General features: G+C 48.9%; 19 protein-coding genes. 3 read left to right on the top strand and 16 right to left on the bottom strand.

Translation table 11 applies throughout. The annotated features are described in order from the left end of the window. Window positions 1-153: 153 nt before the first annotated feature. The 9 genes from KOSB73_RS24680 to KOSB73_RS24640 form a co-directional block, all read right to left on the bottom strand. Window positions 154-636: a GNAT family N-acetyltransferase gene (locus tag KOSB73_RS24680; protein WP_004098919.1), complete on the bottom strand. Its 483-nt coding sequence runs from the start codon at window positions 634-636 to the stop codon at window positions 154-156. Then, the gene (locus tag KOSB73_RS24675) at window positions 624-890 is read right to left on the bottom strand and encodes a type II toxin-antitoxin system TacA family antitoxin (RefSeq protein ID WP_004098921.1); all 267 of its coding nucleotides are present in this window, start codon (window positions 888-890) and stop codon (window positions 624-626) included. Before KOSB73_RS24675 ends, KOSB73_RS24680 begins: the two co-directional genes overlap by 13 nt. Window positions 891-1065: 175 nt before the next feature. Further along, on the bottom strand, window positions 1066-1320 hold the full coding sequence (locus tag KOSB73_RS24670) for a hypothetical protein (RefSeq protein ID WP_049078423.1): 255 nt from the start codon (window positions 1318-1320) through the stop codon (window positions 1066-1068). Window positions 1321-1395: 75 nt separating this feature from the next. Then, on the bottom strand, window positions 1396-1653 hold the full coding sequence (locus KOSB73_RS24665) for a hypothetical protein (RefSeq protein ID WP_004098928.1): 258 nt from the start codon (window positions 1651-1653) through the stop codon (window positions 1396-1398). Window positions 1654-1701: 48 nt separating this feature from the next. Beyond that, complete coding sequence (locus KOSB73_RS24660) at window positions 1702-1905, bottom strand: HHA domain-containing protein (RefSeq protein WP_004098931.1); 204 nt, start codon at window positions 1903-1905, stop codon at window positions 1702-1704. A gap of 33 nt (window positions 1906-1938) precedes the next feature. Beyond that, window positions 1939-2307: a hypothetical protein gene (locus KOSB73_RS24655; RefSeq protein ID WP_009653915.1), complete on the bottom strand. Its 369-nt coding sequence runs from the start codon at window positions 2305-2307 to the stop codon at window positions 1939-1941. Window positions 2308-2350: 43 nt separating this feature from the next. Next, entirely contained in the window at window positions 2351-2845 is a 495-nt protein-coding gene (locus KOSB73_RS24650; RefSeq protein ID WP_004118696.1) for a hypothetical protein, read from the bottom strand. 30 nt (window positions 2846-2875) lie between these two features. Further along, window positions 2876-3442, bottom strand: a complete 567-nt coding sequence (locus KOSB73_RS24645; RefSeq protein WP_029497543.1) for a hypothetical protein — start codon at window positions 3440-3442, stop codon at window positions 2876-2878. Beyond that, window positions 3439-3702 carry a hypothetical protein gene (locus KOSB73_RS24640; RefSeq protein WP_004118691.1) on the bottom strand — a complete coding sequence of 88 codons (264 nt, stop codon included), beginning with the start codon at window positions 3700-3702 and terminating at the stop codon, window positions 3439-3441. Before KOSB73_RS24640 ends, KOSB73_RS24645 begins: the two co-directional genes overlap by 4 nt. A 313-nt stretch (window positions 3703-4015) precedes the next feature. Here KOSB73_RS24640 and KOSB73_RS24635 point away from each other — a divergent pair, with 313 nt between their 5' ends. Together KOSB73_RS24635 and KOSB73_RS24630 are read left to right on the top strand one after the other, a co-directional pair. Beyond that, window positions 4016-4276, top strand: coding sequence for a type II toxin-antitoxin system ParD family antitoxin (locus tag KOSB73_RS24635; RefSeq protein ID WP_017146633.1), 261 nt, complete (start codon window positions 4016-4018; stop codon window positions 4274-4276). Then, window positions 4263-4559, top strand: a complete 297-nt coding sequence (locus KOSB73_RS24630) for a type II toxin-antitoxin system RelE/ParE family toxin (protein WP_017146632.1) — start codon at window positions 4263-4265, stop codon at window positions 4557-4559. The genes KOSB73_RS24635 and KOSB73_RS24630 overlap by 14 nt, the downstream gene beginning before the upstream one ends. Before the next feature lie 179 nt (window positions 4560-4738). Here KOSB73_RS24630 and KOSB73_RS24625 read toward each other — a convergent pair whose 3' ends face one another. From KOSB73_RS24625 to pcoA, 7 genes are all read right to left on the bottom strand, one after another. After that, window positions 4739-5173: a hypothetical protein gene (locus KOSB73_RS24625; protein WP_017146631.1), complete on the bottom strand. Its 435-nt coding sequence runs from the start codon at window positions 5171-5173 to the stop codon at window positions 4739-4741. Window positions 5174-5388: 215 nt separating this feature from the next. Next, window positions 5389-6789 (bottom strand): copper resistance membrane spanning protein PcoS, encoded by a 1401-nt coding sequence (gene pcoS / locus KOSB73_RS24620; RefSeq protein ID WP_064360950.1) that lies wholly within the window; start codon window positions 6787-6789, stop codon window positions 5389-5391. Continuing rightward, the gene (gene pcoR, locus KOSB73_RS24615) at window positions 6786-7466 is read right to left on the bottom strand and encodes a copper response regulator transcription factor PcoR (RefSeq protein ID WP_001188930.1); all 681 of its coding nucleotides are present in this window, start codon (window positions 7464-7466) and stop codon (window positions 6786-6788) included. Before pcoR ends, pcoS begins: the two co-directional genes overlap by 4 nt. 54 nt (window positions 7467-7520) lie before the next feature. Further along, entirely contained in the window at window positions 7521-8399 is an 879-nt protein-coding gene (gene pcoD / locus KOSB73_RS24610; RefSeq protein ID WP_080821469.1) for a copper resistance inner membrane protein PcoD, read from the bottom strand. Window positions 8400-8454: 55 nt separating this feature from the next. After that, a complete protein-coding gene (gene pcoC / locus KOSB73_RS24605) occupies window positions 8455-8835 on the bottom strand; it encodes a copper resistance system metallochaperone PcoC (RefSeq protein ID WP_085397508.1) in 381 nt (126 codons plus the stop codon). A gap of 39 nt (window positions 8836-8874) precedes the next feature. After that, window positions 8875-9765, bottom strand: coding sequence for a copper resistance outer membrane transporter PcoB (pcoB, locus tag KOSB73_RS24600; RefSeq protein ID WP_001378118.1), 891 nt, complete (start codon window positions 9763-9765; stop codon window positions 8875-8877). 5 nt (window positions 9766-9770) lie between these two features. Continuing rightward, complete coding sequence (gene pcoA / locus KOSB73_RS24595; protein WP_073554100.1) at window positions 9771-11588, bottom strand: multicopper oxidase PcoA; 1818 nt, start codon at window positions 11586-11588, stop codon at window positions 9771-9773. Window positions 11589-11822: 234 nt separating this feature from the next. Between pcoA and KOSB73_RS24590 the strand changes: the two genes are divergently transcribed. Continuing rightward, the gene (locus KOSB73_RS24590) at window positions 11823-12272 is read left to right on the top strand and encodes a hypothetical protein (protein ID WP_064360952.1); all 450 of its coding nucleotides are present in this window, start codon (window positions 11823-11825) and stop codon (window positions 12270-12272) included. The last annotated feature ends 145 nt before the right edge of the window (window positions 12273-12417 follow it).

The following is a 12417-nucleotide window of genomic DNA, read 5'->3' as shown; positions in this document are numbered from 1 at the left end:
CAGGAAAACATCCGCAGCCCCCTAATAGACATTAGCATTGAGCCCCTACAATACAGGTGCGCATAACAAAGATTATGTTAAATTCAATAATAAACGAAATAAAAATCAATATGTTGAGGCAGTGGCCTGCTACTTTCCCACTCCAGCAACCAGTCATGGAAGCTTTAGAAACAGAGTCCTCTCATGAGTTTGTGATGCCTTAAATCCATGGTGAGCATAGAAACCTTTGGCTTCTTCAGTAAGCGCATGAACCATTATCGCACGAACGCCAATGTTCTCAGCTACGCGATAACACCGTAGAACTGCATCGTGGAGTAAATCGGCACCAACCCCTTTTCCGTGCAATGAGACATCTACCGCCAGGCGAGCGAGTATAATCACCGGTATAGGATCTGGCATGTTACGCCGAAGACTGCCTGTAGCTTCCGTATGGTTAACGCTACCGGTGGCCAAAGAGTAAAAACCAGCTACTTTCTTCGTACCCTTCTTGCAAACAACGAACGTTCGGGCAGCGCCAAGAGCTTGATTTTTTAAACCTCTCTGTTTTAGCCATTCATCGAGGACTGTCTCTCCACTGACGAACTCAGCCAGCTGATGAGCGCTGGATAACGGCTCGGGCGCGGTTATACGTCCCACTGAGGTTTCCTTGCCAGTAGTTTATTAATGGCGGAATCATCCTCGACTGGTGCATCGAGCATATCGATGAACTCTGCATACTGTTCGTCGTTAAAATTGAAAACACGGCGATCAAGGATCACATTCTCCGCAGCCTTGCAGGCAATCTCTAGGATAAAGTCGGTTCGCGATTTATGAAGGATCTCTGCAGCGGCATCGATGAGTGCTCTCTGAGACTCTTTAGCTCTTAGGTTGAGTTGAACATCTGATTTCATACACACCTCTCCTGTATAGCAATTGGTATACAAGAATAACACAACACGAACGTATAGCAAATGCTACACATCTCAAAGTGTCGATAATGCGTTTTATGTTAAATATCAACAACTTATCGTCAAATTACAGCTGTTCTTCTGCAATGGCCTGCTCACTATCACTGCCAGCACGGCTTCAGTCGGGATAGATGGATTCTTTTCTGGCATTAATGCCATAAAGACAAACACGTTTTTTTTCAGGCAAATGGATACCCATCAGGCGAAGAATAAAGCCGCGCCACCCCCGGTTAACCTGACGGTTATAGTCATACAGGTCTGCATTTTCTTTTTTAAGCTTTGACCATTCATGCATGAGTGTTAGTGCATCGAGCTCGGTGATGTGCTTCACTTCATCACCGATACGTACTGTGTTAATGCCTCTTCCCGTCATGATGATCCCCTCCGGCAATATCAGTTTCAGATTAACGCTGTTGTGATGATGATTTAACTACACACTAAAGGCAATCTAACGTTTAATCATACCCCTGATAATAAAGAACATCATGGTTAATGAAAACACAATCAGAAGCCAGCCAAAGGGTTTGGCATCAAAAACAGTAGTGATGCAATCATTAGTACAGGTAACCACCTTCGGGGTGACAATAGAAATTCCCCATCCAAGAATAACTACCATAGTGCCTGCTACTGCGGCTAAGAAAAAAGTGGTGAAGAATGCGCATCCGACTACCAGTAACAATCCAATCAGTTCAAATATCATATTCATGATTGCGCTCCAGGTGAGATAACTGCGAACAGACTGATGCTGGCTGTATTATTTAACATATTTCCAGACGCCTGCAGGTATTTTATCATAAAACTTCCCCATTGCCATTTCCGCCAGCCGGTGATCCACTGCGGCATTAAAGTGCTCAAGTTCGTCATCCGTCAGGGAATATTTATTTTTTTCTATTATCCTTTCCAGAGTTTCCTGTGATGTACAGCGGCGTAGTCGTAAAATCCATTCCTGTTTCGTCATTAGTTTTATATATCCTGAGGTGTCCCGGTAATATCATTCTGGAAGATGCTTTTCTTTCAGTCGGTTATGAGTGAACCATTTTGCATATGTAATGTAAACCACAAAAGTTAAGAGTGCGGACAGACTATATATCCAGAGAACAGGCACTACGTGATGAAAACGTATCATCTGACCGGATTCATCTGCCATACTCATTAATGCATTGCTGTATGTTTCAGTCTGAATAAACTCGTAGTAAGGTACCATCACAACATGAAGAAAAAATAAATTAAGCAGATACGTCAGAGAAAACGCGTGTTCCTGCCCGTTATAGGGCGCATACTGCGCAAAGGCGAACATCCATCCTGTGAAAAGCAGAAAACACATCGCGAAATACACCACCACCCATACCGCTGTTTTCATCACTGCCCTCAGTTATATAATTTGTCTGTAACGAAAATGGCATTCAGGCGTTCAGGTCCGTGCCGTTCTGCTTCAGATAATCACTGATGCTCAGGCCGGACAAGCGAATGTTATCCGAAATCTCCCTGAACTGCTCCTCCCAGCCGTCCTGCAACTCCCTGATTGCCGCGATCTGGAAAGCAACACTGAAAGGCGTTCTGCCCAGTTTCTCGGACAGCCAGAAAAGATGCCTGCCAATCTCTTCGTCCGGTACCGAATCGAGCGCATCACTCAGAAAGGTTTTTTCGTCTTCCTGCCAGGGATGACCGGCTCGCGGGAACCGCGGATCAGACTGGCGGTCTTTTTTCTCCCTTTTTTCCCGTCTGGCAACGGTCGGCGCATCGCCTTTTTTCAAGCCGACGCGCGCTTTCATGGCGCCGATAGCGGCGACGGCCAGTACCAGCGTTTCACGCTCCTGGCGCGTGAGCAGGCTGTCCTCGCAAATCAGGGTGTTCAGGTTATCGATCAGCTTATTCAGCCCGGGTTCAGTGACTTTCATTTTATGCTCCTGTTCCTTGTGTGGTGGCGATCAGTCCCGGCTCTCATTCACCTGGACGGTGACCGGCAGGCCTGCATCAAAACAGGCCTGATACCAGCTGGCCACCTGCAGGGGATCGCCCTCTTTTATCCGGCGTATGCCGCCGGCATCCGTCAGCTGCAGGCAGGTGGTACCGTCCAGACGGATCACGTAGGCCGCTTCCCTGATGGTGTAATGGCCGTCATCCAGCTGCAGCTCCACCGCGTCACCGGCAGCCGTCTGGCGTAACGGCAGACGCCGGACGTCTGTCAGTCGTTTTCGTGCCGTTTCAGCCTCGCGTTCTGCCTGGAAGAGCGGTTCTGCAATGCAGCGACCGTCCTGCGTCAGCTCGACGGCCAGCTGCAGGTTCGGGGCGCGCAGGGTGCGCAGCCAGCCCGCGGCTTCCATGCGCCGGCAGGAGGCGCGCAGGTTCGGCCCGTACACCGGGGCGTCCCCGCCCTGCTCCAGCACCCGCTCGATATCCCGCGTCGCCACCGGGCCCGGCCGTTTCGCATCGAGGGCGGCCAGCACAATCAGCACCCGCCGCTGCAGCGGCGATGGTCGGCGCGCCTGAGTCATTGCTTGTCCGCCTCCGGCCAGATGAGTTTTCTGAGGCGCAGGTGATCGGCGTCTATGAGCTCTTGCCTCTTTATGGCATTCACTGAGGCATAGCCATTTATGGCCAGTTCATACCAATAGCTCAGCACGGCACCGGCCTTGGCTGACTCGCTGATGTAAATCGCGCCCTGGCTGTCCAGATTGCACTCACGGATACGCTCTTCCGCTATCCGGGTCAGCTGCTCATAGCTGAGTGAAAAATTCACTTCTTTCTCATCCATCCTGCACGCTCCGTCTGATAATGTCCGGTTAGGTAAAAAATCATACCTCGAATGATTTATATCGCATTGAGCAAACATCATATCAGATATTATATTGTGATTTATGATAAATATCACATTAAGAATGACTTTATGTGTTTAGGACGATTATCATATCAATGGCAGGTTTCCCGCCGTGCAGATCCGAAAAGATGCTAAGTCGGATCTCCATACTACTGCAGTGTTGTTTTGGCTAAAATTCGGGAGATGGAAGCGGGGGAGTAAGCTGATATAATGATGTAAGAACTAATCTTACATAAGAAGCGGAGGGGTTATGGCCCGTACGATGACGGTGGACGTGGGTGATGAGCTGCGTGAATTTATCGATTCCCTGGTTAAGGCCGGTGATTACCGTACCCAGAGCGAGGTCATGCGTGACGCGCTGCGTCTACTGCGCGAGAAGCAGGCTGAATCACGCCTTCAGGAACTCCGCGATCTGCTGGCCGAAGGAATCAGCAGCGGCGAGGCGAAACCATGGAACAAGGATGCATTCCTGAAGAATGTCAGGGCCAGGGTGGCAAATGAAAGAGATTGAGCTGACACCAAAAGCAGAAGAGGATCTGGAGGCCATCTGGGACTACAGCTTCAGAGAGTTCGGGGTTGTTCAGGCGGATGCATACATCGGCCGTATAGCTGCAGTGTTTGATGTGCTGGCCATGCATGATATCGGCACGCATCGTGCAGAGCTGGGAGACGATATCTGCACACTGCCGGTGGAACAGCACATGATCTATTTTGTATCATCACATTCTATGGTTACGGTCATTCGTATTCTCAGCCAGTCTCAGGATACGGCGCGGCATGAACCCTGGAGATGACTGGGGAACAGGATTCTCAAACAACATAAGTTAATTGTAAGGTCGGCATGACCAAAAAAGACATTGTGTATGGACTCTTTCATTATTATTCATTTCGCTTATAAAAAAAACGCTCCCGGACGGGAGCGTAAGCCAGTGACTTCGGCGTCAAATGAGGGTCTGACAAGTGGAGCTGCGGGTTAATTCTGGGTGATCTGGCTGCGATGCTTTTCCGCCTGTTGCTGATGAATAACGGAAGACTGACCATTATTCGCCTTCTCATGCACAACAGCGGCTTTCTCATGCTCGCTCATTTCGGAAAATGGCTTAGCAGTTTTTTGGGTGTTCTCAGGTTTGGCTTTCATCATTTTTTTATGCATTTCAGCCATGTCCTGATGGGCAGCAGAATTGCCGTTTTGCATCATTTCATGGGACATTGCGGCCTGATCGTGACCGCTCATATCCATCATTTTCATGCTCTCCCCCTGAACTGCACTTTTTTCAGCGGATGATTGCATCTGATGGGCAGGCGCCTGGGCATTATTTACCTGGTCATGCATGTTCATTGTCTCTGCAGCCCAGGCAGATGAAGCGACAGCCATCATGGCAATAAAGGATACAAGGATCTTTTTCATGGTTGGGTCTCCGGTGTTTTCATACCCGAACAATCAATGCTTATAACAGAGAAAGCATTTGATCTCAGGGCTGGTTGATCATCACGCCAGGAACCGGGCGATTGAATTATCACGCTGTCCTGATTTATGGCTGATTATAAAAAACCGCCTCTGTTTATCGCGTGACTGAACGATGACATTTTTGTCACCTTCCGGGTTTCTCCTGAATAACGGTATTAATCCATTAACAGACGCACACTGAACACAATTTCCCGCCCCTGCTGTTCTGCTGACAGCTCGCCGCCGTGAGCATGAATGATCGACCTTGTAATTGATAATCCCAGCCCCGCGCCTTCCGTGTTGTAGAACCTTGATGAGTCTGCGCGATAGAACCGGTCAAACAAACGTTCCAGATTAGCGGGAACCTGGCCGGACATCGTATTCGTAATCATCACGTTCACACAGTCACTGTCACGCTCAAGGTGTATCGCTGTACAGGTGTTATCGGGAGAATACTTGATTGCATTGGAAAGCAGGTTACTGAAAGCACGTCGGAGCATATCGCTGTCTCCGGCAACAACGCCCTCTCCTTCAACCGTGATTGTCTTTCCTGTTTCGTCTGCCAGGGGCTCGAACAACTCACGTAATTCATTCAGTTCGGCTGCCAGATCCACATCATGTTTATCCAGCCGCAGCAGACCATGCTCTGAACGTGCCAGAAAAAGCATGTCACTGGTCATTCGTGACAACCTTTTCAGTTCTTCCAGGTTAGCGAATAAAATTTCGCGGTAATGCGAAACATCCCTTTCCTTAGCCAGTGCAAACTGCGTCTGCATCATCAGATTACTGACTGGTGTGCGCAGCTCATGCGCGATGTCAGACGAGAAATCTGACAGTTTCCGGAATGCCCCCTCCAGGCGATCAAACATATTATTGAACTCCTGCATGGTCTCAGAGATTTCCGGCGGAGCCAGATCGGGATTTAGACGCTGATCCAGGCTGTGTACGGTCATGGAGGAAGCCAGACTGGTCATTTCCCGTAGCGGTTTCAGACCAATACGTGTGGTCAGCCAGCCCAGAATAACAGAAATAAAGACCAGACCGATATTGAACCAGAACAGCCAGGTACTGAGTTTGTCCATAAACAGGGTGTGATACCCAGTATCCGTGGCAACCGTAATGATGACATGTTTGCTTTTACCCTGTTCCGGCGTCACGGCAACCCGCCGCGAGATACTGCGGTACACGGTGTTATTTTCTTCCGTCTGGATCATATAGTCGAGAATATCACCCGACTTATTAAGCAGGACCGCTGGAACAACAGAATTTTTGGCATAGAGTTCAACAATTTTTTCATTTTCCATGTTTTTTATAGAAATGAATAAGCCATTGTGCCCCACCATCGCATCGTTTATTTTTTCTGATAATGACTTAATATCCGTTTTGTTCCTGAACGTCTCTGTTTTAAGAAACTCTTCGGTGAGCTGAAGTTTACCTGTCAGAAAATCGCGGTCCTGATTATCGAAATAGCCATTCAGGGTGCTAATCAGGATAAAACTTGATAACCACCATACCGTAAGCATCACCGCAGAAAAAATCAGGCTCAGGCGTGTGGTCAGGGAAATTTTGAACCTCACTCTTCTCTGATCTCCAGGACATATCCGGCACCGCGAACGGTATGGATCAGTTTTGGCTCAAAGTCATCATCAATTTTACTTCTCAGACGTCTCACGGCGACATCAATCACATTCGTATCACTGTCAAAATTCATGTTCCAGACCAGGGACGAGATAAGACTCCTGGGTAACACTTCTCCGGTGCGTTGCAGCAGCAACTCAAGCAGAACGTATTCTTTACCGGTGAGATGGATCTTCTTCCCCGAACGGATCACGGTCCGGCGCACCATATCAACGGTCATATCGGCGATGGTGCAGACTGTTGCGGCCTGCGAGCGTGCCCGGCGCAGTAGGGTTCTTACACGTGCAACCAGCTCCGTAAAATCAAAGGGCTTAATCAGGTAGTCATCTGCGCCAAGCTCCAGTCCTTTCACTTTGTCCCGCACGTTGTCCTTTGCGGTTAAAAACAGGACCGGTTCTTCGTGCCCGGACTCCCTCAGTGCGCTGATGATTTGCCACCCGTCGAGGAAAGGCAGCATCACGTCCAGTATTATCAAATCATACTGTCCCTTCGACGCGGCCCCGAGACCATCGCGGCCATTATTAAAGAGATCGGCCTGATAGCCTTCCTCAACCAGTCCCTGCTGCAGGTAACGACCTGTTTTTTGTTCGTCTTCAACGATTAAAATACGCTGCATGGTCAACTCGCTGATATGAAAGTAAAAATCTCACGCATGAGCTTTGGCTGTCCCCTAGCTGATCTGAGACGGAGCAAGCATTCCAAGCCACGCTACGGCGCCCAGAATGATAATCGCAACAACGAATTCTGTCAGGATGCTGTTTCGCATCAGGGCAACGCTGCGATCATAATTCCCTTCCCTGACCATAACTTCAAGCCGGGGACCCAGGTGAAACCGGTTTGCTGCAGCCAGAAGAAGCATCAGAACAAACAGAGCCGTCTTGGCAAGCAATATCCTCCCCCAGGAACTGTTGAATAAGGGAGTTAAGTTACCCTCAGCAATATACAGATAGTTGACCAGCGCACTCAGGATCAGGGCTACAACAATCACCGTTCCTGCCGTGGCAAATTTTGCCAGGGAGTCAGATATCACAATGACGCTCTGTGCATTATGCTCGTTTCTGCGCATCAGCAGGATAGCAAATGCAACCAGAGCACCTGTCCAGGCACCTGCAGCGCCGAGATGGGTCAGATCGCTCAGTAAATGGAGATAGTAATGCAGACCGTCATGCATAACGGCGTGTCCTCCCCAGGCAAGTGTAGCCAGCGCCACGCCCCCACTCATCGTCATCAGCAGGCAGGACAATACTCTCTTATTAGTGTAAAGGAACAAAGCACCGAGTGTGGTAAACAGGGCACAGAGCCTGACAATCCAGCTAATACCCACATCAGTTTCTTCTATCACCATCTCGATAACATGGATGGATAATTCTCTGAGGTCAGTTACTCCACTCATGGCATTAGATACCAGGAGCATATTAATGCCAGTAAGAATGATGCCTGTAACAACAGCAAAGGTTATAAACGACCTGAAATTAGTCAGGTTATAGGTTTCATGTCTGACACCGCTTATTCCATATATCTGAAAAAATGGCAATCCAAATATTACCATCAAATCCAGATAAAGAAGAAAACGAATAACAATCATAATCAGGTCGTTCATAATATTACTTCACTGTAAAGGTGTAATTACCGGTAATAGGGTGCGTATCTGAAGAAACCGCGCGCCAGTCAACACGATAAGTGCCAGCGGGTAAAGGCTCTCGCGGAATAATGACCATCGATTTAGGGTCAGCGCCTGGCGCCACTTTTGCCGCGACCGGCATCGGAGAATGTGATGACATGCCTTTCATACCCGTCATCGTTAATTTTGCACCTGAGAATTTCACGGTCAGATTTTCCGAGAAATTAAGCTGAATCTTTTCCGGGGCCGCTACGGCTGAATCAGCCTGTGGCACAGAGCTTTTTAATTCCGGATGGGCCGTAGCAGAGAAAGCAACGCCCATAACGAGGCCACCTGTAAGAATGGCTTTATTTAAAATCGACATTTTATTTACCTGTTTAGTTGAGTGTTTTATATCAGTGCGTTAAAACCAGATTCTGGCTCCCGCCAGGAATACTACCTGATGGTCTTTCTCACCTTCTCTTTTCGCCATATCGGATGTTTTCCCGTAAAGTTGATTCCAGGAAACGCCTATATAGGGTGCAAACTCACGGCGTATTTCATAGCGCAGCCGGAGCCCCAGCTCTGTGTCAGTCAGTCCCCTGCCGCGACCCCGCGATTCATCATCCTGACTGTAGAAATTCACCTCATAGGATGGCTGGAGTATGAGCCGGTTAGTCAGTAAAACGTCGTATTCTCCTCCCAGACGAAGGGCTGCTTTTCCGCCATTACTGACAAAACCCGTAATTTCAGACTCAAAATTATAGAGTGCCAGCCCCTGAAAACCGACAGCAGCCCATGTCCGGGCAGAAGCAGGTCTGAAATCCTGCCTGACACCCGCAACCAAATCCCACCATGGGCCAACCGCATGTCCCCAGAGTAACTGCGCTTCAGCCGCCTCCGTTTCCCCATTGCTTCGTTCACCTTCACTCTTTAGCCAAATCCGATCTGTGTCGCCTCCAATCCAGCTGTTAACACTCCAGCTGAAATTGTTGGTGTTATCCGACCGTTGCCATTCCAGTTGATCCAGCAGAACCAGATAATTAATCGCACTGTCGTGAATCGCATGCCCCTGTAAATTGCCGAATGCAGCCTTCCGGTCGGCATCGGTAACAGGCGGAATTGGCGTTCTGCTCTCAGTTACAATGGGCTCCATTGACGTCATCTCAGTGAAATTCTCATCTGCTGGCATCTGCATGGCAGACATGTCGTGCCCGGCGTGGGGATCTGCAGAGACGGAGCCCGCCGCAATAGAAAGCTGTGAGGTAAACAAACCGGCGACCAGAACAGGTATGGCCTTCAAATTTCTCTTCATTCGCATCATTCCTCCACCCGGACTTCACGAAACATTCCCATTTCCATGTGATAGAGCAAATGGCAGTGATACGCCCAGCGGCCAAGCGCATCTGCTGTCACTCTGTAACTGCGTTTTGTACCAGGGGGAACATCTATTGTGTGTTTACGAACCATGAAATTACCGTTTTCATCTTCCAGATCGCTCCACATACCATGCAGGTGAATGGGGTGAGTCATCATGGTATCGTTGATCAGCGTGATCCTGAGCCGCTCACCGTATTTCAGCAGCACCGGTGCGGCATCTGAAAACTTGATTCCGTTAAATGACCAGGCAAACTTTTCCATGTGGCCGGTTAAATGCAGTTCTATGGTACGGCCAGGTTCACGTCCGTCAGGATCCTCAAAGCGGCTTTTCAAATCCGCGTACGTGAGAACCTTTCTTCCGTTATTTCGAAGACCAATACCCGGATCATTTAATTTCGGAGAGACGCTCATCGCCTGCATATCAACCAGTGGGTTATCCGTTTCTGACGCAGGATGACTTTGCATACCCGGCATTCCGGCCATCCGGGAATGATCCATACCGGCCATGCTGCTGTGATCCATGGGCGCGGAGGATGTCCCGCTATCCGGAAGGTCAGCACCGTCCATAGACATCATCTCTCCGCTGTTATCCATGCCTCCCATCTGGCTGTGGTCCATTCCTGCCATATCATGTCCCATTCCCCCCATACCCATATCTTCCATGGTCAACAGAGGACGGGGATCGAGGGGGGGAACGGCAGCACTTAACCCCTCTCTCGTGGCCAGTGTCCCTCGAGCGTAACCGGTCCTGTCCATGGATTGTGCGAAGATGGTATAGGCCTCACCCTGAGGCTCCACAATGACATCATAGGTTTCGGCAACGGCAATCCTGAATTCGTCAACGGTAACCGGGTTTACATACTGGCCATCTGCAGCCACGACCGTCATTTTCAGCCCGGGGATACGGATATCGAAATAGGTCATTGCCGAGCCGTTGATAAACCGTAAGCGTATCTTTTCACCGGGACGGAACAGTCCGGTCCAGTTTTTCAGCGGGGCCTGCCCGTTCATGAGATAGGTGTAGGTGTAGCCACTGACATCCGCGAGGTCAGTCGGATTCATTTTCATTTCAGCCCACATTTTCCGATCGGCAATGGTGGCTGACAGCCCCCTGGTATTCACGTCGCGGAAAAAAGAGCCAACGGTTGGTTTATTGAAATTGTAGTAATCCGACTGTTTTTTTAATTTTTTCAGCAGGCTGTGAGGATTTTCATCGGTCCAGTCAGACAACATGACCACATGCTCACGATCGTAAGTAAACGGTTCTGGCTCCCTGGCATCGATGATAATGGCACCGTATACCCCCTCCTGTTCCTGCAGACCGGAATGGCTGTGGTACCAGTAAGTCCCGTTCTGCTTAACCTTAAAGGTGTAAACGTAGGTATCATCAGGCTCTATGCCCATAAAACTCAGCCCCGGAACACCATCCATATTGGCCGGAAGAATAATGCCGTGCCAGTGAATGGACGTCTGTTCATTAAGACGGTTTTTGACCTTCAGGGTAATGGTGTCACCTTCTTTCCAGCGAAGAACGGGCCCCGGCAGGCCTCCATTGATTGTTTTGGCCTGACGCTCACTGCCCGTGATATTGACGGCCGTTTCACCAATGGTCAGGTCAAACTGAGTACCCTGCAGGGATGCGGCAACTGGCAGGCTCAGACTGGAACGCGCATTGAAACTCCATACGCCAAGACTTCCGGCTACGCCAGAGAGGGTTAACCCCTTCAGGAAAGTTCGTCGAGACGTTTTCAACAGCATGCGCATTCCCTTATTTAAAGTATGGTTACTGACAGAATTCGAGAACCGATTTAAATTAAATTACTGGTTCATCCACTTACAATGAAATGAATCTAGCACACCTTAAGAAACAAATTCATTACAATCGTGTAATGTACATAGCTGTATTACATTTACGTCATCTTCCCCACAGGTTGATTATTTTTATATATGATCATAAGGACATCTTTTATGTACCTCAGAAGGTAATTACACATGAATATATTAATCACGACCACTGCGTTTACAGCTTTATTTTGTGGGGCAGCTTTTGCTCAGTCCAGTGATATTGCCCATGAAACACATCGATTTGTTAATAATGCCTCAGCCGTCAGTCATGTGAATTACTCGACGCATGAAAACTTACCGGACAGGGTTAATAAAAACAACACGCCCTCATTCTCTGAAATGAATGAACATGAAAGGGCCATTGTTGCTCATTCATTTATGAACAACAGCGCGTCCTATGCGCATCAGAAAATGATTGAGGAACATAAAAAAATGCTGTCCGGCAGTGATGCAAATTCAAAGACCTCGTCTTCTTCTTTTAACGAACTGAATGCCGGAGAAAAAGCCGCTCTCGTGCATGAGCAGGTCAATAATGCCGGTGCGGAAGCACATCAGACGCAGGCAAGAAAGCTTCGCGGGCTGTATTCGACCAGGTAACTGCAGGCGGGTTAGTGCTTAGCGTCAGGTGCGCAGCAGGGCTTTACTGACGGGTTACGTAGCAGGACATGAGCCCCATATTGCTCTGCCGTAACCTGTTTCAGTCCCGTTAATCATCACCGTCGGGCTGGTCATACAGTTCCCA

The sequence above is a fragment of the Klebsiella grimontii genome (assembly GCF_900200035.1).
Lineage (GTDB): Bacteria > Pseudomonadota > Gammaproteobacteria > Enterobacterales > Enterobacteriaceae > Klebsiella > Klebsiella grimontii.
Note: the sequence above shows the minus strand (reverse complement) of the source record. Positions and strands in the feature narration are given on the sequence as shown.